General features: G+C 68.6%; 23 protein-coding genes and 1 pseudogene. 4 read left to right on the plus strand and 20 right to left on the minus strand.

The genetic code is table 11. The features are described from left to right. Positions 1–35: 35 nt before the first annotated feature. Complete coding sequence (rlmN, locus tag AB0I79_RS21260; protein WP_357875425.1) at positions 36–1,136, minus strand: 23S rRNA (adenine(2503)-C(2))-methyltransferase RlmN; 1,101 nt, start codon at positions 1,134–1,136, stop codon at positions 36–38. 123 nt (positions 1,137–1,259) lie between these two features. Between rlmN and AB0I79_RS21265 the strand changes: the two genes are divergently transcribed. Next, complete coding sequence (locus AB0I79_RS21265; RefSeq protein ID WP_357875427.1) at positions 1,260–2,276, plus strand: suppressor of fused domain protein; 1,017 nt, start codon at positions 1,260–1,262, stop codon at positions 2,274–2,276. Between the two features lies 1 nt (position 2,277). Here AB0I79_RS21265 and AB0I79_RS21270 read toward each other — a convergent pair whose 3' ends face one another. The 6 genes from AB0I79_RS21270 to AB0I79_RS21295 form a co-directional block, all read right to left on the minus strand. Then, on the minus strand, positions 2,278–3,117 hold the full coding sequence (locus AB0I79_RS21270; protein ID WP_357875429.1) for a phosphatidate cytidylyltransferase: 840 nt from the start codon (positions 3,115–3,117) through the stop codon (positions 2,278–2,280). A gap of 103 nt (positions 3,118–3,220) precedes the next feature. Then, positions 3,221–3,778 carry a ribosome recycling factor gene (gene frr / locus AB0I79_RS21275; protein ID WP_357875431.1) on the minus strand — a complete coding sequence of 186 codons (558 nt, stop codon included), beginning with the start codon at positions 3,776–3,778 and terminating at the stop codon, positions 3,221–3,223. A gap of 43 nt (positions 3,779–3,821) precedes the next feature. Beyond that, entirely contained in the window at positions 3,822–4,520 is a 699-nt protein-coding gene (gene pyrH, locus AB0I79_RS21280) for a UMP kinase (RefSeq protein ID WP_357875433.1), read from the minus strand. A gap of 154 nt (positions 4,521–4,674) precedes the next feature. Further along, positions 4,675–5,508, minus strand: a complete 834-nt coding sequence (gene tsf, locus AB0I79_RS21285) for a translation elongation factor Ts (protein ID WP_357875435.1) — start codon at positions 5,506–5,508, stop codon at positions 4,675–4,677. A gap of 812 nt (positions 5,509–6,320) precedes the next feature. Then, the gene (gene rpsB / locus AB0I79_RS21290) at positions 6,321–7,274 is read right to left on the minus strand and encodes a 30S ribosomal protein S2 (RefSeq protein ID WP_357875437.1); all 954 of its coding nucleotides are present in this window, start codon (positions 7,272–7,274) and stop codon (positions 6,321–6,323) included. 654 nt (positions 7,275–7,928) lie between these two features. After that, complete coding sequence (locus AB0I79_RS21295) at positions 7,929–8,555, minus strand: helix-turn-helix domain-containing protein (RefSeq protein WP_357875439.1); 627 nt, start codon at positions 8,553–8,555, stop codon at positions 7,929–7,931. A 69-nt stretch (positions 8,556–8,624) separates the two neighbouring features. Here AB0I79_RS21295 and AB0I79_RS21300 point away from each other — a divergent pair, with 69 nt between their 5' ends. After that, positions 8,625–10,043, plus strand: coding sequence for an MFS transporter (locus AB0I79_RS21300; RefSeq protein ID WP_357875441.1), 1,419 nt, complete (start codon positions 8,625–8,627; stop codon positions 10,041–10,043). A gap of 429 nt (positions 10,044–10,472) precedes the next feature. Then, positions 10,473–10,997, plus strand: a pseudogene (locus AB0I79_RS21305) (M23 family metallopeptidase); the annotation flags it as partial. Between the two features lie 293 nt (positions 10,998–11,290). On the opposite strand, the gene AB0I79_RS21310 reads toward AB0I79_RS21305, so the two are convergent. The 3 genes from AB0I79_RS21310 to AB0I79_RS21320 form a co-directional block, all read right to left on the minus strand. Beyond that, positions 11,291–11,500, minus strand: coding sequence for a hypothetical protein (locus AB0I79_RS21310; protein ID WP_357875975.1), 210 nt, complete (start codon positions 11,498–11,500; stop codon positions 11,291–11,293). A gap of 493 nt (positions 11,501–11,993) precedes the next feature. Then, complete coding sequence (locus tag AB0I79_RS21315; RefSeq protein ID WP_357875443.1) at positions 11,994–12,875, minus strand: tyrosine recombinase XerC; 882 nt, start codon at positions 12,873–12,875, stop codon at positions 11,994–11,996. 102 nt (positions 12,876–12,977) lie between these two features. Further along, positions 12,978–14,261, minus strand: a complete 1,284-nt coding sequence (locus AB0I79_RS21320; protein WP_357875445.1) for an alpha/beta fold hydrolase — start codon at positions 14,259–14,261, stop codon at positions 12,978–12,980. 58 nt (positions 14,262–14,319) lie between these two features. On the opposite strand from AB0I79_RS21320, the gene AB0I79_RS21325 reads away from it, so the two are divergent. Beyond that, positions 14,320–14,895: a helix-turn-helix domain-containing protein gene (locus AB0I79_RS21325; protein ID WP_357875447.1), complete on the plus strand. Its 576-nt coding sequence runs from the start codon at positions 14,320–14,322 to the stop codon at positions 14,893–14,895. Here AB0I79_RS21325 and dprA read toward each other — a convergent pair. The 10 genes from dprA to rimM form a co-directional block, all read right to left on the minus strand. Continuing rightward, positions 14,892–16,208: a DNA-processing protein DprA gene (gene dprA, locus AB0I79_RS21330; protein WP_357875449.1), complete on the minus strand. Its 1,317-nt coding sequence runs from the start codon at positions 16,206–16,208 to the stop codon at positions 14,892–14,894. The two genes, AB0I79_RS21325 and dprA, sit on opposite strands and share 4 nt — an antisense overlap. Before the next feature lie 514 nt (positions 16,209–16,722). Further along, the gene (locus AB0I79_RS21335) at positions 16,723–18,255 is read right to left on the minus strand and encodes a YifB family Mg chelatase-like AAA ATPase (RefSeq protein WP_357875451.1); all 1,533 of its coding nucleotides are present in this window, start codon (positions 18,253–18,255) and stop codon (positions 16,723–16,725) included. Beyond that, positions 18,256–18,615 (minus strand): YraN family protein, encoded by a 360-nt coding sequence (locus tag AB0I79_RS21340; RefSeq protein WP_357875453.1) that lies wholly within the window; start codon positions 18,613–18,615, stop codon positions 18,256–18,258. It abuts the gene before it with no gap. A gap of 742 nt (positions 18,616–19,357) precedes the next feature. Then, positions 19,358–19,681, minus strand: coding sequence for a DUF2469 domain-containing protein (locus AB0I79_RS21345; protein ID WP_026215037.1), 324 nt, complete (start codon positions 19,679–19,681; stop codon positions 19,358–19,360). Between the two features lie 39 nt (positions 19,682–19,720). Further along, positions 19,721–20,389: a ribonuclease HII gene (locus AB0I79_RS21350; RefSeq protein ID WP_357875455.1), complete on the minus strand. Its 669-nt coding sequence runs from the start codon at positions 20,387–20,389 to the stop codon at positions 19,721–19,723. A 52-nt stretch (positions 20,390–20,441) separates the two neighbouring features. Continuing rightward, positions 20,442–21,035, minus strand: a complete 594-nt coding sequence (gene lepB, locus AB0I79_RS21355) for a signal peptidase I (RefSeq protein WP_253749809.1) — start codon at positions 21,033–21,035, stop codon at positions 20,442–20,444. Beyond that, positions 21,035–21,889 carry a signal peptidase I gene (gene lepB, locus AB0I79_RS21360; protein WP_357875458.1) on the minus strand — a complete coding sequence of 285 codons (855 nt, stop codon included), beginning with the start codon at positions 21,887–21,889 and terminating at the stop codon, positions 21,035–21,037. Before lepB (AB0I79_RS21360) ends, lepB (AB0I79_RS21355) begins: the two co-directional genes overlap by 1 nt. A 142-nt stretch (positions 21,890–22,031) precedes the next feature. Beyond that, a complete protein-coding gene (gene rplS, locus AB0I79_RS21365) occupies positions 22,032–22,394 on the minus strand; it encodes a 50S ribosomal protein L19 (RefSeq protein WP_357875460.1) in 363 nt (120 codons plus the stop codon). A 137-nt stretch (positions 22,395–22,531) separates the two neighbouring features. Next, a complete protein-coding gene (gene trmD, locus AB0I79_RS21370; protein WP_357875462.1) occupies positions 22,532–23,311 on the minus strand; it encodes a tRNA (guanosine(37)-N1)-methyltransferase TrmD in 780 nt (259 codons plus the stop codon). Beyond that, positions 23,311–23,811, minus strand: a complete 501-nt coding sequence (gene rimM / locus AB0I79_RS21375) for a ribosome maturation factor RimM (protein ID WP_357875464.1) — start codon at positions 23,809–23,811, stop codon at positions 23,311–23,313. Before rimM ends, trmD begins: the two co-directional genes overlap by 1 nt. Positions 23,812–23,860 lie beyond the last annotated feature (49 nt).

Genomic DNA, 23,860 nt, shown 5'->3' on the forward strand with positions numbered 1-23,860 from the left:
GCCGTGCCGCGTGAGCCCGGCCGTGCGCGTCGCCGCTACTCGGCGGCGGCGAGCTGCCCGCAGGCGCCGTCGATCTCCCGCCCGCGCGTGTCGCGCACGGTCACCGGCACGCCGTGGAACTCCAGCCGCCGCACGAACGCCCGCTCGTCCTCCGGCCGCGAGGCCGTCCACTTGGAGCCGGGCGTCGGGTTGAGCGGGATCAGGTTCACGTGCACGAGCTTGTTCTTGACCAGCTTGCCGAGCAGGTCGGCCCGCCACTCCTGGTCGTTGACGTCCTTGATCAGCGCGTACTCGATCGACACCCGCCGCTTGGTCCTGGCCGCGTACGCCCAGGCGGCGTCGAGCACCTCGCTGACCTTCCAGCGCGTGTTGATCGGCACCAGCGTGTCGCGCAGCTCGTCGTCCGGCGCGTGCAGCGACAGCGCGAGCGTGACCGGCAGCCCCTCGTCGGCGAGCTTGCCGATGGCGGGCACCAGCCCCACGGTGGAGACCGTGACGCCGCGCGCGGAGATGCCGAGCCCGTGGGGCGCCGGCTCCACCAGGCGGCGCACCGCCCCGATCACCTGCTTGTAGTTGGCCAGCGGCTCGCCCATGCCCATGAACACGACGTTGCTGACCCGCCCGGGCCCACCGGGCACCTCGCCGGCCGCCAGCGCGCGGGCTCCGGCCACGACCTGCTCGACGATCTCGGCGGTGGACATGTTGCGGGTGAGCCCGGCCTGTCCGGTGGCGCAGAACGGGCAGTTCATGCCGCATCCGGCCTGTGACGACACGCACATGGTGACCCGGTCGGGGTAGCGCATGAGCACCGACTCCACCAGCGCCCCGTCGAACAGCTTCCACAGCGTCTTGCGGGTGGTGCCGCGGTCGGTGGTCTGCTCCCTGACCGGCGTGAGCAGAGTGGGCAGCAGGGAGGAGAGCTTCTCCCTGGCCGCCGCGGGCAGGTCGGTCATGGCCTGCACGTCGGTGGTGTGGCGCTCGAAGTAGTGGCGCGAGAGCTGGTCGGCGCGGAAGGCCTTCTCGCCCAGCTCCGTCACGGCGGCCCGCCGGTCGGCCATCGACAGGTCGGCCAGGTGCCGTGCGGGCTTGGCCCGCCGCGGCGCGACGAAGGTGAGCTGACCTGGAGGCTGGGACACTGTGCTGCCTTTGCTAGCTTGAGGGGTTTGCGACCAGGGTAATCAACGTTCGGATCGGAGGTGACATTCCTGGTCTCACTACGGCTCGCGTCTTGGTCGCCGCCCGATCTACAGTCATCTCGTATGGCGATTTTTCGGTCGGCATCCGGCGAGGGACGCACCGAGGTCGTGCTCGCCGCCGGCAACCCGTACGGGAGCCGGACGCTCGTGGTCGAGCGGGACGAGGACTCCTCGGTAGCTTACCTGTGCTCGCCCGACGGCACGGTCCACGGAGCCGTCTGGCTGGCCAACCATCGCCCCGCCCCGGCCGTCGTCGACCTGGCGCGGATCAACTCCGGCCTGCCGCCGCTCATGCCCAGGGCCAACACGCTGCATCCCGACGGCCGGCGGCCGCTCGGGCAGCTCAGCCCGCTGTGGTTCGAGGAGGGCGACGGCGTGGCGCTGTACGAGGACGACGAGCTGCTCGCGGTCATCCCCGGCTGGGCCGACATGAGCAGGGGCATGCCGGGCTACGCGCGCGACGCGGTGGGCGAGTCGCCGTTCGCCTGGGCGCTGTCGGAGGCGCTCGAAGGGCTGCGCCCGCGGATCTCGAACGCCAGGTCCTACTGGCGCTGGCGGCACAGCGAGGGGTCGTGGCCGTCGTTCCAGCAGTTCGTGATGGGCCATCTGGACCGGGTGCTGGGGCCGGCGGGCCGGTACTGGGACGCCAGCGGCGAGCGGCTGCCGACCGTCGGCATCACCGAGCGGCCGCCGCACGGCGAGCGCGGCTTCACCGTGCTGTCCACGGTGGGGATGAGCTGCCAGCGCATGCCGACGGTGGAGCAGTGGATCGACAAGCCCGGCGCGTACGCCAGGATCGAGCTGGCCGTGGCCACCCGCGACGACCCGAAGGACGCGGCGCTGCTGCTGGTGTGGTTGTCGCAGTATCCGTGGCACTCGGTGACGTGGCTGGGTCACGGGCATACGGCGAAGTGGTATCACGAGCCTTCGACGTTCCCGCTGGGCCCGCAGTACTCGGGTGTCCTGATGCAGGCCAACCCGGGCCACATGCCCGACATGTCAGGATTCGCGTTCGGGGGCGAGATCGTCCGGTGGCTCTGGCTCTCCCCCGTCACCACGCAGGCCCTGCAGGCCCACTAGGTCAGAAGAACAGCGTCATCAGCAGCCAGACCGGCACCAGCGTGGTCACCAGCGAGTCCAGCCGGTCCATCAGCCCGCCGTGCCCCGGCAGGATCGTCCCCATGTCCTTGATGCCGAGGTCACGCTTGATCATCGACTCGATGAGGTCGCCCACGGTCGCCAGCAGCGCCGCCAGCGCCCCGATCAGCGCACCCTGCCAGAGCTGCCCGTCCAGCAGCCACGTCACCAGCCAGGCTCCCACCGCCGTACACGCGACGACCGAGCCGGCCAGCCCCTCCCAGGTCTTCTTCGGGCTGATCACCGTGAGCTGGTGCCTGCCGAACAGCACGCCCGCGACATACCCCCCGATGTCGCTCGCCACGGTCACCGCGATGAAGATCAGCACCCGGTGGTTGCCGTCGTCCGGATACAGCATCAGGGCCACGAACGCGCTCAGCATCGCGGGATAGAACAGCGTGAACACCGACGCCGACGCGTCCCGGACGTAGCCGTCCGTCCCGTCGCTGAACATCCGCCAGATCAGCAGCACGAACGCGAACACCGCGAACGTGGCCAGCAACCACCGCGGCCCGCCCCAGTACGCCCCCACCTGCATCGCCACCAGGCCCGCCAGCACGGGCGCGGCAGGGACCTTGATGTCACGGGTGGCGAAGGCCTTGACCAGCTCCAGCACGCCGACGCCGACAGCGCCCGCGACCACCAGGAGGAACAGCTCCTTGATGGTGTAGACGGTGCCGAGGACCAGCCCGGCCAGGACCAGGCCGACCGCGATGGCGGCGGGCAGGTTCCTTCCGGTACGGCTGCCGCCGCTCGAGCTGGTGCCAGCCGTACGTTCTTCCACAGACTTCTCCAAGAGCCACGGCCCCCGCCGCCGGGGCGAGGGCCGTAGGTGACTCGCTACCTGCGGCGGAGCGCTCCAGGCGACCCGCCGTACGGCGCGCCGCTCAGACCTCGAGCAGCTCGGCTTCCTTGTGCTTGAGCAGCTCGTCGATCTTCGCGACGTGCTTCTGCGTGAGGTCGTCGAGCTCCTTCTCGGCCCGCCTGACCTCGTCCTCGCCCGCCTCGCCGTCCTTGATCATCTTGTCGAGGGTCTCCTTGGCGGAGCGGCGGATGTTGCGGATCGACACCTTGGCGTGCTCGCCCTTGCTCCTGGCGACCTTGATGTACTCCTTGCGGCGCTCCTCGGACAGCTCCGGGAACGTCACGCGGATCACCTGACCGTCGTCGGTGGGGTTGACGCCGAGGTCGGAGTCGCGGATGGCCTTCTCGATCGCGCCCATCGAGCTCTTGTCATAGGGCTGGATGAGGATCATGCGCGCCTCGGGCACGTGGAAGGACGCCAACTGCTGGATCGGCGTCGGCGTGCCGTAGTACTCGGCGTGGATCTTGTTGAACATCGCGGGGGTGACCCGGCCCGTACGGATGCTCGCGAAGTCCTCCTTCGCGACCGATACGGCCTTGTCCATCTTTTCCTCGGCTTCGAGGAGGGTTTCGTCGATCACAGCGGCTCCCTGTCTTCTAGCTGGCGGTGTCGGGCTCGCTCCGTCATTTGCCTGCGGGACTCACCAGCGTGCCGATTTTCTCACCGCGTACCGCTCGCAGGATGTTGCCCTCGCCCATCAGGTCGAAGACCACAATCGGCAGATCGTTGTCCTTGCACAGGCTGATCGCGGTGGCGTCCATGACCGCGAGGTCGCGCAGCAGCACCTCGCCGTAGTCGAGGTGGTCGAACCGGACCGCGTACGGGTTCTTGCGTGGATCGGAGTCGTAGATCCCGTCCACCTGGGTGCCCTTGAGCAGCGCCTCGGCGCCGATCTCCAGAGCCCGCTGGGACGCCGCGGTATCGGTGGAGAAGAACGGCGAGCCGAGCCCCGCGCCGAAGATCACCACGCGGCCCTTCTCGAGGTGCCTGATCGCGCGGCGCGGCAGGAACGGCTCGGCCACCTGCTGCATGGTGATGGCGGTCTGCACGCGGGTCTCCACGCCCCGGCGCTCCAGGAAGTCCTGCAGCGCCAGGCAGTTGATGACCGTGCCGAGCATGCCCATGTAGTCGGCCCTGGCCCGGTCGATGCCCCCCTGCGACAGGGTCGCGCCGCGGAACATGTTGCCGCCGCCGACCACGACCGCGACCTGCACGCCCTCCTTGACCGCCTCGGTGATCGAGTCGGCCAGGTGATCGACGACCACCGGGTCGATGCCCAGCGGCTCGCTCCCGGCGAACGCCTCTCCCGAAAGCTTCAGCATCACCCGCTTCCACCTCAGGTGGTTGTGCGGGTTCTGTGGATCTTGAGATGAGGAAGCCGCCGTCCGTGTGGATTCGTGGGCTGACTCCCGGTGGTCCTGCACGGCGGCGGCCTCCTTCATTCGGTGGATCGTTGAGCTGGCAGCTTGCCTAAGCCTAAGCCTGACCGACCTTGAAGCGGACAAAGCCGAGGACCTCGACGCCGTTCTCCTCGGCGTACTTGCCCACGCTCTTCTTGTTGTCCTTGACGAAGGCCTGCTGCAGCAGCGTGAAGTCCTTGTACCAGCCGTTCACGCGGCCCTCGACGATCTTGCCGATGGCGGCCTCGGGCTTGCCCTCCTCGCGGGTCATCTCCTCGAAGAGCTTGCGCTCCTTCTCGACGACCTCGGCGGGGACGGACTCGGCCTTGAGGTACTGCGGCGCCATCGCGGCGGCGTGCTGCGCGATGTCCTTGGCGACCTCGGCGTTCGGCTTGTCGAGCTGCACCAGCACGCCGACGGCCGGCGGCAGCGCCGGGTCGGTCTTGTGCATGTACGCGCCGATGTAGCCGCCCTCCAGCACCGCGAAGCGCCGGATCTCGATCTTCTCACCGAGCGCGGCGTTGGCGGTGTCGAGGTGCTCCTTGACGGTCTTGCCGCCGAAGGAGGACTCGAGCAGCGCCGCCACGTCGGCCGGCTTGGTCGCCAGCACGTGCTCGACGACCTGGGCGGACAGCTCCTGGAAGCGCTCGCCCTTGGCCACGAAGTCGGTCTCGCAGTTGATCTCCACCAGCGCGGCGGAGGAGTCGCCGTCCTGCTTGAGCGCGACCAGGCCGTTGGAGGCGGTGCGGGACTCGCGCTTGCCCACGTCCTTGGCACCCTTGAGGCGCAGCAGCTCGACGGCGCGGTCGAAGTCGCCCTCGGACTCCTCCAGCGCCTTCTTGCAGTCCATCATGCCGGCAGCGGTGATCTCGCGAAGCCGCTTGACGTCGGCCATGTTCACGGAAGCCATTGCTCTTTTTCCTTGTGGGATTTCGTCGTCGTCATCGTGGGTTCGGGCGGGAGCCGGGATCCGGCCACCCACCCTGGGTTGTACGGCAGGCGCCCCGCCGTACAGGAGCCTTGTCTTGCTCGGGGCTCGGGCCGGCCCGGCTTCGCTGCTGCTTCGCTCGGCATACTGCCCAGCCTCGCCTCGGCGTACCACCTCGGCTCGGCATCGCCCAGCGATCTCACCTCGGCACACCACCTTCGGCCCGTCCGGACCCTCACCCCGGTGAGCGCCCGCTGCGCCGCACCGCGATATCGTCCCGGCCCGGCCCAGCGCCCGCTTCGCCGTGGCGAGAGGCTTTCACCCTGACTGCGAGGAGACCGCGCTTCGACGCCACGCCCCTGCCTACAAGCCTGCAGGAGACGAAGAGGCCGGTCTCGGGGCGCCGGGCCAGGAGACCCTGACCTCGCCGCCACCTCGCCCTGGCCTGGACTACCGTCCGAGGTCCCGGAGCGGCCCGCGCGGCGTGCCGTCCTGGCTCAGCCGTTTGCCGAGCCGGGACGCCTACCTTGCCTGACCGCCCACCCGAGACCCGCAGCCACCCGGTGGTTTGCCATATTCAGCTGTACGTCGCCTTGCTCACTCGCTCGCCCGAGCCTTGCTCACTCGCGCACTCGCCGAGCCGTGCTCGCGCACCCGCCGAGCCTTGCCCGCTCGCCGACCGGCAGTCCAGCCGGACCTGGCGGCGGCGACCTTCGCCGTCGCTCCGGGGGACCGCGGATCCGCCCTCAATCGGGACAGAGGGAGACCCGTGGTACCCCCGTACGCGTCGGACGTCAGGCCTGCTGCTCGGTCTCGCCCTCACCAGCGGTCTCGGCCTCGGCCGGAGCAGCGGCCTCCGCCGGAGCGGCGTCCTCGGCCGGAGCGGCAGCCTCGGCCGGAGCAGCCTCGGCAGCGGCGCCCTCCTCGGCCGCGGCCTCAGGAGCGGCAGCGGCCTCGTCGGCCGCGCGCTCGCCGGTGCCCTGCTCGATGAGCTCGCGCTCCCACTCGGCCAGCGGCTCGGCGGCGGCCGGCTTCTCGTCACCGCGGGCGGCGCCGGAACGCGCCATCAGACCGGCGGCGACACCGTCGGCGACCACCCGGGTCAGCAGGCCGACGGCGCGGATGGCGTCGTCGTTGCCGGGGATCGGGTAGTCGACCTCGTCGGGGTCGCAGTTGGTGTCGAGGATCGCGACGACCGGGATGCCAAGCTTCTTGGCCTCGCTGATCGCGATGTGCTCCTTCTTGGTGTCGACGACCCACACGGCGCTGGGCACGCGGCCCATGTCGCGGATACCGCCGAGCGTGCGCTCGAGCTTGTCCTTCTCCCGGCGGCGCATGAGGAGCTCCTTCTTGGTGAGCCCCGAGCCCGCGACGTTGTCGAAGTCGAGCTCCTCGAGCTCCTTCAGACGCTGCAGCCTCTTGTGCACGGTGGAGAAGTTGGTGAGCATGCCACCCAGCCAGCGCTGGTTGACGTACGGCATACCGACCCGCGCGGCCTGCTCGGAGATGGCCTCCTGAGCCTGCTTCTTGGTGCCGATGAACAGGATCGTGCCGCCGTGCGCGACGGTCTCCTTCACGAAGTCATAGGCGCGGTCGATGTACGACAGAGACTTCTGCAGGTCGATGATGTAGATGCCGTTGCGCTCGGTGAAGATGAAGCGCTTCATCTTCGGGTTCCAGCGCCGAGTCTGGTGACCGAAGTGAACGCCACTCTCGAGCAGCTGTCGCATGGTGACGACGGGGGCCATGTGCTGGTCCTCCAGGTCTGGGCGCCCTGCGGATGGGCGCGGTTCTCGGTTGTGCCGCGACAGCGCTTTGTCTGCCGCCCTGATGCCCCGAACCCGCTCCCGCCGGGCACATGGCCCGGACCGATGGCGCGGTCCGCAATGGGGCATGCGAAGTCGGCCTGTGGTCACAGGCCATCGAAAAGTCTACCTCCCACACCACCCCAGGCTGACCGTCTACGGTCAAACGGACATCCGCCCTTACCCGGACACCACCGCCCACTCATGCCCCGAAACCCCCGATCACCACAGAAGCCCCCCGAGTCTTCTCCGTCACGCGGTACTGCCGGGACGACCACACCAAATCGGCGGCCATCCCCGCGAACAGACATACCCCGCTCGAACACCACCCACAACACCCGTCACCAGCGCATCCATCCCGAAGCGATGCAACCCCACCCTCCTGCGGACCCAGCCCTGCTGCGGACCCAGCGCGCAAGGACCCCGCCCACCCGCTCTTGGATGATCCAGTCGTGGATGATCCAGTCGTGGATGACCCAGCCTGGGTGGCACCACGCCGGCATGAGCCGCACCGCATGCGCCGGCTCCCGGGGGCACCGGCTCCCGCATGCGCCGGCTCTCGCGTGCACCCAGCCCGTACGCACTCGGGCCCATCACTCACTCGGAAGCCAGGCGAGCATCGTGGTCTTCGGTAGGCAACCCCGGAACCACCCTCGCCGCGACCGGGAACAGATTGACCTGCGCTTCCACCAGCCTGGCCCCCTCAGGCGCAACCTCCTCACTCCGATCCCGGGCGAAGTACGGCTCAAGCAACTTCTCGATCTGACGGTTCAGCTCCGCCAGCTCTCCGGCGTCCACCCGGAGGCGGTGCCGGTTGAAGAGCGTCACATCACGCCATTCTTCAGACTCCAGGTCGGAGCTCGCCAGAGCCCGATCCGCCTCCTCGTTCGCATCCCGCCGGATCGCCGTGATCAGCAGGACCTTGGCCGCCCGGACCTCCGGCTGATCATCGGGCCGCACGCCGACGCTCAGTGGCCGGTCCACCCCCCGCCACAGCCGCTCCCTGCCGTCCCCTCGCGGCGGCGCGTCCTCGACGAACCCGTACTTGGCCAGCATCCGCAAGTGATAACTGGCGGCGCTGGGCGTGATCCCCGCGATCTCCGCCACTTCGGTCGCGGTGGCACTGCCCTCCACCCGAAGCCTGTTGAGGATCATCAACCTCGCCGGATGAGCCAGCGCCCGCATCGCCTTGGGATCGCTGAGCCCCTCGCTGTCCTGCGTCATGCGCCAAACGTACCCATCCTGAGACGTGAAGCATTGCCTTCATAACTATGAAGCGTTACCTTCACAGTTATGAAGCATTCCTTTCACAACTCCGCCGACCCCGTCTCCACCTCAACCCCGCAGGCGACGAACACCACCGACTCCACCTCGATCCCGCCCTCGACCAGCCCTCCTCCCCGTCCACCCCTCCGAAAACAACGCGACTACCGCCTGCTCTGGACGGCTCGCACCATCTCCGTCACCGGCTCAGAGGTCTCCAAGCTGGCCATCCCGCTGACCGCGGTCACGCTGCTGACCGCCTCCCCATCCCAGATGGGCATCCTGACCGCCGCCGCTTCGGTCCCGGTCCTCCTGTTCGGCCTCCAGTCGGGTGCCATCGCCGACCGGCTCACCCGCCACCGCCCGCTGATGATCGCCTGCGAACTCGTCTCCTGCGCGGCGGCGGCCACGATCCCCATCGCCTGGCTGCTCGGCGTGCTGAACGTCGTCTGGCTGATCGCCGTAGCCCTGGTGATCGGCACAGCCGGAGTGCTCTTCAAGGCCGCGAACTTCCCCCACCTCGCAGCGGTGGTCGATCCGTCCCAGCGAACGGAGGCCATGGCCGGCTTCCACGCCTCCTACTCGGTGGCATCAGTCAGCGGCCCCGGTCTGGCGGGCCTCCTGGTGCAACTTCTCACGGCTCCCCTGGCCGTACTTGCCGAGGCGTTCGCGTTCCTGACCTCGGCCCTCTTGCTGCGCACCATCAGAACCCCGGAGAACAACACCCCCGCGGGCTCCAAGAGCATGTGGCGCGACGTCGTAGAAGGCCTGAAGACCAGCGTCACCCATCCGGTACTGCGCGCGCTCCTCGGAGCCGGCGTCACGATCAACTTCTTCGCCATGGCGTACACAGCCGTCTACATGCTCTACATGCTGAACACCCTCGGCATCCCCAAGGCCCTGATCGGCGTCCTCATCGCCCTGAGCGGCGTCGGCGGCCTACTCGGCGCCTGGCTGACGGCGCGCTTGGCGAAGCGCTACGGCGAGAACCGCGTCCTGCTCGTCTCAGTGATCTTCTTCCCCATCGAGATCCTCGCGGTAGGCCTCCTGACCGGCCCTCTGTGGTGGAAGCTCTCGCTCCTCGCTCTTACCAGCACGATCACCGGTGGCATCGTCGTCGCCTTCGCCACCTGCATGGGCGCGATCACCCTCCGGGAAACCGCCCCGGAGCTCCGCGGCCGAGTGAACGCCACGACCACCTTCGCCGTCCAGGGCGTCCTGGCCCTGGGCGGCCTCGCCGGCGGCTTCCTGGCCGAACTGCTGGGCCTACGCCCCGTAATCCTCATCTGCGCAGCAGGCATAGCCCTCAGCACCATCTGGATCTGGACATCCCCGCTCCGCCCGCATCACCGCCGCCCCCTCCTGCCCCACACCCCGGACGCCCCCGCCCCATCGTTCGCCCACTCCGCCGCCCACCTGACCGAAACCAAGCGCCATTCCCCGCGCTGATTCACCGCTCCACCTCAGCCACGAACGCGCCCCCGATCACGCCCCCGCCACACCACCCCTCAACCCCTTCTCCACCCACCGTCCCCCTCCCGCTTCCGCACCCCGCCATCCCCATCTCAAGATCCACAACGAACCATCCCTTGTCTTCAGGGCCCCCGCAGCCCACCACCGCTCATCCCAAAGACCCGCAACCTCCACGCCTCACCCAAAACCCCACCGCCCTCCACGCCTCACCCAAAACCCCACCGCCCTCCACGCCTCATCCAAAAACCGCACAGCCCTCCACGCCTCATCCAAAACCCACCGCCCGGCACTCCAAGACCTAAACCCAGCGCCCGGCACCCAAGACCCACAGCCCACCGGCCCCCACTATCCACAGAACGGCGTTCACCCTCTCGCGGCCCTGCCCGCCCCAGCCAAGCTCCCACCATGAACGCCCACCCCTCGAACGCCCACCCCTCGTTCGCCCACCTCGCATCACCAGCCCAGCACCAATCCCCAAGAGCCCGAGCCCTGAGGAGAGTGGCCTCGACCGTCTCGACACTGCTCATCTCGACGACTCTGATCCTGGCCACCACCCCCACTCCCCCAGCAAGAGCCTCTCCCCCCACATGGCGCTGGCCGCTCGACGGAACCCCCAGGATCCTTCGCCCCTTCACCCCACCTCCCGAGCCATGGCTCGCCGGCCACCGCGGCATCGACCTCGCTGCACCAGCGGACACCCCAGTCCTGGCAGCAGGCCCAGGCACGATCCGCTTCGCCGGCCCGGTAGCCGGCAAAGGCGTGATCACCATCGATCACGAAGGCGGCCTACGCACGACCTATCTCCCGGTCACAGCCTCGGTACGCCGTGGACAACCCATCACGTCAGGAGCCGAACTCGGCGTTCTCGAGCCCTCGAAGCACCATTGCGAGGAGTCATGCCTCCACTGGGGCCTCCGACGCGACACCGACTACCTGAACCCGCTGCAACTCCTGGGCCACGCCCCCACCCGTCTCCTCCCCTTCTGGCGCTCACCACTACGCACCCCCGCACTCTCCCCCACCAGAACCGCAGCCCGCGCCCCCATCCCCACGACCGCCACCACCCCATTCGCCCCGGCAGCCACCAAGACCCCCCTCATCGCCGCCACCAGTGCCGACATCGACCCTGACAACGACTCCCCCACCACCTCATGGGTTTCTCACAGCCCGCACTCCAGCCCCTACCCCGTTCCCAGCCCAAGCCCCGACTCCGGCCCAAGCCCCTACCCCAGCCCAAACCCCAACTCCGGGCCAAGCCCCGACTTCAACCACAGCCCCGACTCCAACCACAGCTCCGGCCCTAGCCTCGACTCCAGCCACAAGCCCATCCCGAGCCCCAGCGCCAGCCCCAGCCTCATTCCCAACCCCGGCTCAAGCCCCAGTACAACCCCGAGCTTCAACTCAGCCCACATCGCGAGCTCCAGCTCAAGCAACGTGCCTCCCCCGGGACTCCCCACCTGCATCGCCGCCCCTCCTGCCCATCTCCCTCACTGGGCAGGAACGGTCCAGGCGCTACGACGAAGCGCTTCAGCCCAACTCGCCGTCGCCGGCATCGGTCTCGGCGCTCTGATGACAACCGTCCTCCTGATCACGGCCCTGTATCGCAGTCGTCGCAAACGCCGTGCCACAACGCACGCGCGCAGTCGGGTGAGGGGCCAGCACCGCAAACGACGGCGACGCAGAAGCAGAAACCAGAAACACCGACCACCAGCCCCACCAAGGCCGCGTTGATCGCCGCCCGCCCTCCTACGCCACCGACGTCGTCAACCACTCACCACGGAACACAAAAACGAAAGACCGGCCAGAACGAAAGACCGGCCAGTGCAAGCACGATCACCCACCCAACCCCCACCGGGCTCACCACCCGGGCCCACCACCCGGCCCCTCCACCGGGCCCACCCCGGCGGACGGCCGAACCGCCACCGATCACGCCCTCGGATGCGCCTGCCGATAAGCCGCCCGCAGCCGCTCGATCGAGACATGCGTATAGATCTGCGTGGTGTTCAAAGACGCATGCCCAAGCAACTCCTGAACGCTGCGAAGATCAGCGCCACCTTCGAGCAAATGCGTGGCCGCACTATGCCGCAACCCATGCGGCCCCATATCCGGTGCCCCTTCCACCTGCGCCAATCGCGCATGCACCACCCGCCGCACGGTCCCCGCGTCGATACGTCCGCCCCGTACTCCCAGAAACAGCGCCGGCCCCGTCCCGGCCCGCATCCACAGCGGCCGCCCATGAATGCACCACCGGTCCAAGGCCCGTAGCGCAGGCAGCCCGAAAGGCACCGTACGCTCCTTGCGCCCCTTACCCAGCACCCTGATCACGTTCCGCTCGCGGTCCACATCGTCGACATCAAGCGCACACAGCTCACTCACGCGCACACCGGTGGCGTACAACAATTCGAGAAGCGCTTGATCCCGCAACTCCTTGGGCTCCGCGGTCGAGGGTACGGCCAGCACGGCCTCGGCCTGCCGCTGATCGAGCACGGAAGGCAACGTCCGAGGCGACTTGGCACTGCCGAGCAGCAGTCCCGGATCCGCCTGCAGCCAGCCCCGGCGATGGCAGTAAGCGGTGAAGGTGCGGGCACAGGCGGTCCGGCGCGCCAGAGTGGCCCGCGCCTTCCCCGCCGCATGCTGTTCCGCCAGCCACTCCCTGAGCACCCCGATGTCCAGACGCTCAACTTCCCCACCCGTGTGATCGAGCAGGGAGCCGACGTCAGTCAGGTACGCCCGGACCGTATGCGGAGAAAGATCACGCTCAAGCCGCAGATACCGTCCGAACTCGGCCACGACCTCTTCCCGGTCCACGCCCGAACCCCCTCCGCATCTCCATCCACACCCGAACTCTCCTTACTTCCCAGTCATCCCCAGACACTCACCGTGCCCGCAACGTTGCCACTCAAGGGCCTGCTACGACGACGGTGTCACACCGCGCCCCGCGACCAACCACTTCGCGATGTCCTCGACAACAGCGGGATCGACATGTTGCGCGACCTCGTACTCCTCAGGCGTGGAGACACCCTCACCAGGAAAGAAGAGGTGGTTGTCGGCGTCATACACCCGGATCGTGACATCGGGGCGGTGCGCGAGGCCTGTCTGCCACCCAGAGAGATCGTCCGCGACGGTGACCTGATAGTCCCTGCCTCCCTGGAGGATGAGCATCGGCTTGTCCAGGGCCGCCGCGGTCGCGACCGGGTCGTAGTCGCGTAGATCCAGCCAGTACGAAGCCGGCAGGCCGAAGGGCAGCGCCGCAGCCGGTGTCGAGGGCGAGAGTGCGGGGCTGTCGACCATCGCGGCCTGCTCGATGATCCCCTCCACTGCGGCCTCCGGGACGGCATCGGGACTCACCGAGGCGAGGTAGCGCACAACACGCACAGCTGAGCGGTGCATCGGCTGCGTGTCACCCGCCATGATCACCAGCCCTGCCACGGACTCCTCAGCGCCGGCCACGCGTGGAGCGACCTTTCCGCCCATGCTGTGGCCCACGACGAAGACCCGTGCAGGGTCCACTTCGGGCAGTCCGCGGAGCAGGCGTACGGCAGCCACCGCGGACGGAACGTACTCGCCGGTCATCGTGAAGCCGGGCGCGGTCATCATTTCTCGATGCGCGTACGTCACCTTGTCGAACCGGAGTACGGCCACACCACGACTGGCCAGCCCCCAGGCGAGATCCTTGAGCGGTTTGTTGGGCCCGCTCGTCTCGTCGCGGTCGAACGGTCCCCCTCCACTGAGCAGCACGACACCGGGCCATGGTCCCTCGCCGCGCGGCAGGCTCAGTGTGCCCGGCACCGCATGGGCGCCGTCGGCAACGGTGACGTCCTGCTCGGAGAAGCGTTCAGGGTCGGCGTAAGGCGGCGGTTCCCACGGGGCCGCCGTCGCGGGCGCGAGCTGCAGCCCATGCAGGGTGCCGGCCTCATCGACCACCGCGACCAGGGTGATTCCACCCTGCTGGCATCCGACCGGAACGCTCACCCGCACCAGCCCCGGACCAGCCGCCTCACTCACCGGCTGCCCGATGACGGACACCCCGCCCCGCTTGCCGATCTCGCCGAGCCAAGCAGTCTGCATCATGTCCGCGGACACGGCCGCCCGCAGCGGCGGAGCGAACAGTTCCTCGATCTCCCCGAAGCGCCCCTCCTCCGCCAGCTCCACGACCGAGACAGCGACCGCACCGGGCTCACGTGCTACTCCCATGCCTCCTCCTCACCTTTCTCACTGATGAGAAAGGTAGCAGATATGAGATCATAAGCCCATGGACCCATTGGAGCTCCTGGCTCATCCGGTACGGCTGCGCGTCGTTCACGCGATGCGCGGCGGCCGCATGCTGACCACCTCTCAGTTGTGCGCGCGGATCCCCGACGTCTCCAAGGCCACGCTCTACCGGCACATCGATCTGCTGGCGACCGAGGGCGTCCTGGAGGTGGCCGAGGAGCGGAGAGTACGGGGAGCGGTGGAGCGCCGCTACCGCCTACGCCAGGACCTGGCGGTGATCGACCCTGCCATGATCGAATCGCTGTCGCCCGACGACCATCGGCGCGGTTTCGCCACGGCCATGGCCATCCTGCTCGCCGAGTTCAACGCCTATCTCGACCGAGACGAGGCCGACCCGGTGGCAGACCTAGTCGGCTACCGGCAGCACGCCATCTGGCTCAGCCACGACGAACTGCACGACCTGATCAGCGAGCTACGCGCCGCCATCGCGCCCCGGCTCGCCAACCCATCAGCCCCCGACCGCACGCAATACCTGCTCAGCCCGATCCTGTTCCCGATCGAGGCACCATCCCCACCCCTCAAGAACGACATGGAAGCGGAAACCGACACCAATTAACGAACCCCTCGCCAGGTGTCGGCTTCGTGCTGCGCGTTCGCGTGGCAGCGCTCCTGAGCCGGGATGGACTGCCGTGGGGTAGAGGGAAGGTCCTCCGGGCCGGGGAAATCGTCCGGAGGTGGTGGGATTTCGGCAGGGTCCGGTTCTGGGGCGGATGGGGGTTCCAGGGCTGTGGAGTCGGGGGCCTTGCGGTAGGAGGCCGTCTGTCTGCGCAGGCGCCAGCCCTTCGGGATGCGTTCGACGTAGCCTGCGGCCGCCAGGCCGCCCAGTGCGCTCAGCGTCGCGTCCAGGCTCATGCCTGCTGCCACCGCGATCGAGGCCGGGCCCGCGCCGCCTCTGGACGGAACCGCGTCCAGGACTCTCTTGGTCGGCTCGCTGAGCCTGTCCCTCGGGACGGCTGGGGCGCGGACCTGCGGGGCCAGGTCGTCGCCCAGCACGCCCACGAGGTCGATCATGTCTTCTGGCGAGGTTATGCAGACGGCCTTGCGTTCGCGGAGGAGTCTGTGGCATCCGGCTGACATCGCGGACGTGATGGGGCCCGGGACCGCTCCCAGGTGTCTGTTGAGGGACAGGGCGTGGGTGGCCGTGTTGAGGGCGCCGCTGCGGACCGCGGCTTCCACCACCACCGTTCCTCGTGACAGGGCGGCTATCAACCGGTTGCGGATGAGGAAACGGGCCCTGGTCGGGTGTACGCCGGGCGGGCACTCGCTGATGAGCACTCCTTTCTCCTTGATCTCGGCGAACAGGGGCTCGTGCGCGCTCGGATAGCAGACGTCGACTCCGCAGGCCAGGACGACGACCGTCGGCGCGCCGGCGGCCAGTGCGCCCTTGTGGGCTGCCCCGTCCACGCCGAACGCGCCGCCCGACACGACGGTCCATCCTGACTCGCTGAGACCGATGCCGAACTCCGCCGCCATGTGCAAGCCGTACGAGGTGGCGGCTCGGGCTCCGACCACCGCCACGGATTTGAGGCAGGAGAAGCGGAGGTCCGCGTTGCCGTGCACCCAGAGGCCGAGGGGGCGGCCGCGGCCCAGCTGGTCGAGCTGGGTCGGCCATTCCGGGCTGCCCGGGATGATCAGTCTGGCGCCGGATCTCTGGCCGGCTTCGATGTCGGCTGCGGGGTTGGCGGCTGCCAGGCGGGTGAACCAGGCGTTCAGGCGGGATGTGAGGTTGGGCGGGCGCTCTTGCTGGGCTTGTCCGGCCACGAACTCCGGCGGGAGGGTGCGGGCGCGGATGGCCTCCACCGCCTGCGGGGCACCGTACTCGGCCACGAGGCTGCCCATCGTGACGTCTCCGACGTCGGCGGCTCGCATGAGAGCGGCTCTCGCCTCCATTTCCCGCCGGGCTTCGGCTCGAGGTCTCGTCTCCGGTCGCCCAGAGCCCGCCATCCCCGTTTGCGGGGGACGCTGATCAGCCTGGCCGCTCATGGGCGCCTCTCGGGCCTTGGGTCCCGCTCTGCTCACGGGACCCGCCGGGTGCGCGGTCGCGGTCGTGGTCGCAAGAGGCGAAGCGCGGGGCATGTGGGTTTGCGAGGCTCCGTCGGAGCAGGTCATCGCAGTGATGGGAGATCTGCCGGCTCCTGCGGCTGCGGAAGGCGGGGTGGTCATGAAGGTCCTCCCGGAGTGTGGGGTGATGGCGGCTCGTGCCGAGAAGGGTGAGGGACGCGTGGCAGCGGGATGTTCAAGGAGGCTCAGCCGGGGCCCGGTGGCCGAGGAAGCCTTCCGGGGGCGGGTGGCCGAGGAAGCCTCCCAGGGCGGGTGGCCGAGGAAGCCTCCCAGGGCGGGTGGCCGAGGAAGCTTTCCGGGGCGGTGGGGTGGTTGGGCTGGGTCATGTCACGCCGAGCCAGAAGCTGAGGGCCGCGTTCGTCTCGTCTTGTCCTGGGGTGTCCTTGTCGGCCAGGTCGGCGAGGGTCCAGGCAACTCGTACGACGCGGTCGAGGCCGCGGGCCGTGAGGGTGCCCGCGTCCAGACAGGCCGTCATGGGGCGCATGGCCTCGTCGGAAGGGCGGTAGTCGGCGTGGAGGACGGAGGAGGGGATCTCGGCGTTGGAGCGCCACTGCGTGCCCGCCAGGCGCTTGGCGGCTCGTTCGCGGGCCGCCAGGACACGTTCGGCCACCGTCTCGCTCGATTCCACGAACTGGCGGTCGGCCAGGAGCTCGCGGCGCGACGAGCGGGTGATGGTGACCTTCATGTCGATGCGGTCGAGGAGCGGGCCGGACAGGCGGCCCAGGTAGCGGCGTCTGATCGTGGGAGAGCATCTGCAGGTCTCCGTCTGGTCCTCCGCTTGGGCGCAGGGGCACGGGTTGGCCGCCAGGACGAGCATGAACCTGGCCGGGAACGTGACCGAGCCCGCCGACCTCGACACCGTCACGCGGCCGGACTCCAGGGGCTGCCTCAGCGCGTCCAGGACATGCCGCGGGAACTCCGGGGCCTCGTCCATGAACAGGACACCCCGGTGGGCCAGTGAGACGGCTCCGGGGCGGACGATCGTACTGCCGCCACCGATGATCGCGGCGGCGGTCGCCGTGTGATGCGGGCTGACGAACGGAGGGCGGCTCATCATCGGCGCGTTGGACGGCAGGACGCCTGCGACCGAGTGGATGGCGGTGACTTCCAGGGCGTGGTCGAGCTCCAGGTCCGGCAGGAGGGTGGGGAGGCGTTCGGCCAGCATGGTCTTGCCTGTGCCCGGCGGGCCGAGCATCCACAGGTTGTGGCCGCCGGCCGCGCACACTGCGAGGGCTCGGCGGGCGACCGGCTGGCCGACGACGTCCGCCAGGTCGACGTCGGGGGCGCCGGTGGTCTTGGGCGGCTCGGCGTACTCCTCGAACTCGGGCTTGGGCGGATCGTCACCCTTGCGAAGCCACTCCACGAGCTGGCGCAGGTCCGCCACCGGGATCACCTTCACGTCGGGCACGAGGACGGCCTCTGCGGAGTTCGCGGAGGGGACCACGACCGTGACGTCACCGTGCTTGGCCGCACCCAGGACGGAGGGCAGCACGCCGCGTACGGCTCTGATGCGGCCGTCGAGGCCGAGCTCTCCCAGGAAGAACGGCTCCGCGATACGCTCGGCCGGGACCACGCCCGCCGCGCCCAGGATGGCCACGGCTATCGCCAGATCGAACTGGGAGCCACGCTTCGGCAGGCTGGCCGGGAAGAGGCTGACGATGATGCGGGCGTCGGGCCAGGGGTAGTTGCTGTTGACCATCGCCGATCTGACGCGGTCACGGGCCTCGCTGAGCGCTGTGTCGGGGAGGCCGATGAGGTGGATGCCGGCCAGGCCGTTTCCCACGTCGGCCTCGACCTCGACCGTGCGGCCCGCGACCCCCACCAGGGCCACGCTGCGCGTGCGGGCCACGGCCATCTAGATCGCCCCCCGTACGTGGCGGAGGGCGAAGTCTCCCGCGAAGCGCTCCAGGGCGATCACGTCCACGCGGACGGCCTCGAACGTGCGGGGCTGCGCGGACAGCCATTTGGCCGCGAGCATGCGTAGCCTGGCCAGCTTGGCGGGGCTGACCGACTCCAGTGCCGTGCCGTGGGATCTGCCCGAGCGGGTTTTGACCTCGACCACGACGAGGGTGGGGCCGTCCTCCGCGATGATGTCGATCTCGCCGTGGCGGCAGCGCCAGTTGCGTTCGACGACCTTCATGCCCGCGGCTTCCAGGTAGGTCACGGCTGCCTGTTCGCCGCGTTTGCCTAGCTCGAGCTTGCTTTCCTTGGCCATGTGCCACCTCCGTCGGGTCGATCCGGTGCGGGTTCCGGGATCACCTTCGCGGAGGTGGGATGGCGGGTGCAGGACCGAACGGGGTTCTGTGGATTAGGGGGTGTGGGGTGGCGGAGGGTTGTGGATAACCCGGCTGGGGCTGCCGCAGCCACCGACCATGGTTACGAGGTCCAGCTGTGCCGCATGAGCTACATGGGCGGGATGTGCTCAGGAGCGTGCTCAGGCGGCTGGTGTGCTGGGGTGCAGCGCAGCAGCGGGCGGGGGTTGGGCGCGGCCCATGCAGACACCGGGACCGGTGGACATCGCGGGAGAAGGGTACGGCCGCCGCCCACACGCGTGGGCACCGGCACGCGCGCCGAGCGCGCGAGTAGAGCAAGGGTAAGCGCGGGCAAGGCCGACGCGAGTGAAACGCGAATAAGCGCAGGCAAGACCAGCACGAGTGAAGCGCGAGCAAGCGCTAGCACGGCCGGCACGAGTGAAACGCGAATAAGCGCGGGCAAGCCGGCACGGGTGAAGCGCGGGCAAGCGCAGGCAAGGCCGGCGCGGGCGTCGACGACGCGAGTGAGGCGCGCGCAGGCGTGGTCACGACCGCGAGATGGCACAGCACCCGGCGCCCCGGGCACAGTCAGACGCTGGGCACGCCACAAGCCGCCCCTGACAGCGACAAACCGACGGACCCGGGGCGGGAGGACCCACCCCCGCTCACTCCCGGCACACCCCCGAGCCCACCACCACGATCCCCCTACCCGGAGAACCCTTCCTTGGGCATCTCCAGATCAGCCTTGGCCAGCTCCTCCACGTTCACATCCTTGAACGTGACCACCCGGACGTTCTTCACGAACCGCGCCGGCCGATACATGTCCCAAACCCATGCATCCTGCATCTTCACATCGAAGAAGACGTCGCCGTTCTCGGCGGTCCGGACGTCGAGATCGACCGAGTTGGTCAGATAGAACCGCCGCTCAGTCTCCACCACGTACGTGAACAAACCGACGACATCACGGTATTCGCGGTAAAGCTGCAGCTCCATCTCGGTTTCGTACTTTTCGAGATCCTCTGCGCTCATCGCGGTCCTCCTGTCGTACCGGTCCCCCGGTTCGCCTGCTCAGGCAACCCCGGCCCCCATTTCATTTTCACCCATCTCCCTCGCCACCGTGACGAAGGAGTAACGGTGATCAGGACACGGGCCGTGTGTTTCCAGTGCCAGCCGGTGTCCTGGTGTGACATACCCCTTGTGCTCGGCGAAGCCGTACTGCGGGTAGCGCTCGTCGAGCGCGACCATCAACCGGTCCCTGGTCACCTTGGCCACGATCGACGCGGCCGCCACGCACGCGGCCACCTGGTCCCCCTTCCACACGGCCAGCGACGGCGCCGGGAGCCCCGGGACCGGGAAGCCATCCGTCAGGATGTACTCCGGGTCACAGGGCAACTGCGCGACAGCTCGCCGCATTCCCGAGACGTTGCACTTGTGCAGACCTTTGGCATCGATCTCCCCCGGCGGGATGATCACTATGCCCACGTGCGAGAGACGCATGATCTGGTCGTGGAGGCGCTCGCGCACCTGCGGGGTCAGCAGTTTCGAGTCGCCCAGGCCGTCGATCTGCTTGCGCAGGATGACGGCCGCGACCACGAGGGGGCCGGCGCAGGCGCCGCGACCGGCCTCGTCGACGCCCGCAATGGGGGTGAGGCCGCGGCGGGCCAGCGCCCGCTCATAGGCGTAGAGTCCGGAATCGCGCCGGACGACGCTCGGTCGAGGGCGGAACGCAACTGTCATGACACAGGCAGCGTACGCCCCATTCGCCGCATACCGCGACTGGAAGGCGGCTCTACTTGACCTTGTCGAAAATGTCGGGACGGGAGAAGAGATAACCCCGCGACAGCGGCCAGTAGCGCAGCACGGCCTTGCCGACCACCGCGTCTTCCGAGATGAAACCGCCTCCGGGCTCCTCCATGTGGGCCCGGGAGTCGGCCGAGGCGCTGCGGTGGTCGCCCATCAGCCAGAGCTTCCCGGCGGGCACGGTGACGTCGAACTCATCGCCAGAAGCGAAATCGTCCGGGTAGAGGTAGGACTTCTCGTCCAGCGGCGTACCGTTGACCGTGATGCGCTTCTGCTTGTCGCAGCACACCACCTTGTCGCCGCCGATGCCGATGACCCGCTTGATCGTGTCCTCGCCGTTCCAGCCCTTGAAGACCACGATGTCGCCGCGCTCGGGCTTGCCCGCCAGCTTGTTGACGAAGACCCGGTCGTTGACCAGCAGCGTGTTCTCCATCGACACCGACGGGATGTAGAACGACCCGACCACGAACGCCTGAAGCAGCAGCGCGATGCCGACGCCCATGACGAGCAGCAGCACGGTCTCGCGGAAACCGCCCTTCTTCTTCTGTTTCCCCACGCCCTCCGCCTTTTCGGTGTCGGCCATCAGCGCCTCCGCAGGCGGCGACGGACCAGCACCAAGGGTACGGCCATGCCGAACCCGGCGACCAGCGGCACCGATCCGCCCAGCGCCTGCAAAGCGGGCTGGGCGAACGTGTCAGGGATGTCGATCGTGTCGAACCGGTTGAACGGCCAGACGATCACGAAGGCCCGCCCGATGACCTGGCCTTCGGGGATGGAGCCGCCGCCCGGGTCACCGGTGTGCGAGCGGGAGTCGAGCGAGACCGAGCGGTGGTCGCCCATCACCCACAGCCGCCCCGGCGGCACCGTGACGTCGAAGAACTCGTCGGAGGGCACGTCACCCGGGTAGAGATAGCTCTCCTCGTCGATGGGCGTGCCGTTGACCGTGATGCGCCCCTTGGAGTCGCAACACTTGACGTGGTCGCCGCCCACGCCGATGACCCGCTTGATGTAGTCCTTCTCGCCGGGGATGATGCCGAACGCCGTGCCGACCCACCGGAAGAAGCCCTCGACCGGGTTGGACGGCTCCTCCAGCTGGAACTCGCCGTCCCAGGAGTCGACGCCCGAGAAGACCACCACGTCACCGCGCTCGATGTCACGAGTGTGGTAGACGAGCTTGTTGACCAGGACCCTGTCGTTCGTCAGCAGGGTGTTCTCCATCGATTCCGACGGAATGTAGAAGGCCTGGACCACAAACGTCTTGATGATCAGGGCCAGCGCCAGGGCTACGACGATGAGTACGGGGAGTTCTTTCCAGAACGACCCCTTCTTCTCCTGTTTTTCGCCCTTGGCAGGCTTCTGAGTCTCTTCGGCGACCACGTCCACCTCGTCCTCGACAGGGCGGCGCGCCGCGCCGTGCTCCTGGCTTTCGCTAGTCATCGCTGACGAGCCTAGATGATGCTCCGGCCCGACAAGCCTCGACCGACGTTACACCGTGCACGAGTCGCTCCACATAAAGGAAACGGCCCTGTAAAGCCGAATGGCCCGCGCGAGGCGCGGGCCATCGAAAAAGACCACCTGGTTACTTGGCGGTGGCCGTCTCGCGCTTCTCGCGGATGCGGGCGGCCTTGCCGCGCAGGTCGCGCATGTAGTAGAGCTTGGCGCGACGCACGTCACCGCGGGTCACGAGCACGATCTTCTCGATGACCGGGCTGTGCACCGGGAAGGTACGCTCGACGCCGACACCGTAGCTGACCTTGCGGACCGTGAAGGTCTCGCGGGCACCGCTGCCCTGGCGGCGCAGCACGAAGCCCTTGAAGACCTGGATGCGGGAGCGGTTTCCTTCGACGACTCGGACGTGAACCTCGAGCGTGTCACCGGGGCGGAACGCCGGCACGTCGCCGCGCAGGGTCGCCTTCTCGAGCTCCTGGATCTTCGTGTGCATGAGAGCTGTCCTCAAGTCCTCGCGAGCACGCGGAGGTCCACCCGGCCTGAGCTCGCGGCGGACACGCTTGCTGGTTTGATGTGCCCGGGACCGTTTCCCGGGCATGACGGACCAACCGATAGACGGTTGGCAGCGATTCAGTTTGCCACATCTTCCGGCTGGAGGCGAAACGAGAGCTCTTCGAGCAGCTTCCTGTCGTGCTTGTCGAGCGTTTCCGGGTCGAGCGCCGCCGCCAGCTCGGGCCGGTTCCGTACGGTGCGCCGGATCGCCTCGTCACGCCGCCAGCGGGCGACATTTCCGTGATGTCCGGACAGCAGCACGGCAGGCACCTCGTGCCCGCGCCACACGGGCGGCTTGGTGTAGACGGGCCCCTCGACCAGGTTCCGCATCGACCCGGGCGCGAACGAGTCGTCCACGGCCGACTGGGCGTTGCCCAGCACGCCGGGCAGCAGCCTGCCGACGGCCTCCACCATGACCAGCACCGCCACCTCGCCGCCGGCCAGCACGTAGTCGCCGATGCTGACCTCGTCCACGCGCATCCGCGAGGAGTACTCCGCCATGACCCTGGAGTCGATGCCCTCGTAGCGGCCGCACGCGAACAGCAGCCACGGCTCCTGCGCCAGCTCCTGCGCCAGCTCCTGGTCGAACGGCCGCCCGCTCGGGGTCGGCACGATCATCCGCGGCGAGCCCCCCTCGGCGACGGCGTCGATGGCCTCGCCCCACACCTCGGGCTTCATGACCATGCCAGGACCCCCGCCGTAGGGGGTGTCGTCCACGGTCTTGTGCACGTCGTGGGCCCAGTCGCGCAGCTGGTGCAGCCGTACGTCGAGCGTGCCCCGCTCACGGGCCTTGCCGATCAGCGAGACGTCGAGCGGCGCGAAGTACTCGGGGAAGATCGAGATGATGTCGAGCCGCATCACAGCAGCCCTTCCGGAGGGTCGACGACCAGCCGGCCCGCCTCCAGGTCGACCTCGGGCACCAGCTCCCTGACGAACGGGATGAGCGCGTCCTCCTGGCCCTTCCGCCGCACCACGAGCAGGTCCTGGCCGTGGTGGAGCACGTCCTCCACCTCCCCGACCGGCTCGCCCGCGACGGTCTGCACGCTCAGCCCGATGAGCTGATGGTCGTGGAACTCGTCGGGGTCGTCGGAGGGCGTCACCTCGGAGGAGTCGATGACCAGCATGGTGCCGCGCAGTTCCTCGGCGGCGTCGCGGTCGGCGACCCCCTCGAACGTCAGCAGCAGCACACCCTTGTGCCACCGGCGCCCGGTGACCACGAGCGGCCCCCGGTCGGCGGGATCGGTCGCGATCGGTTTGCCGGCGACGAAGCGCAGCTCGGGATCGTCGGTGCGCACCTCCACGGTCACGTCACCGCGTACCCCGTGCGGGCGGCCTATCCGGCCGACGACCAGCTGCACGTGAACCTGCTTTCTCTCTCAACGCGGAGCGCCCCCATCGGAACGAGAC

Origin of the sequence: Nonomuraea sp. NPDC050202 (assembly GCF_040656115.1) — a bacterium.
Taxonomy (GTDB): Bacteria; Actinomycetota; Actinomycetes; order Streptosporangiales; family Streptosporangiaceae; genus Nonomuraea.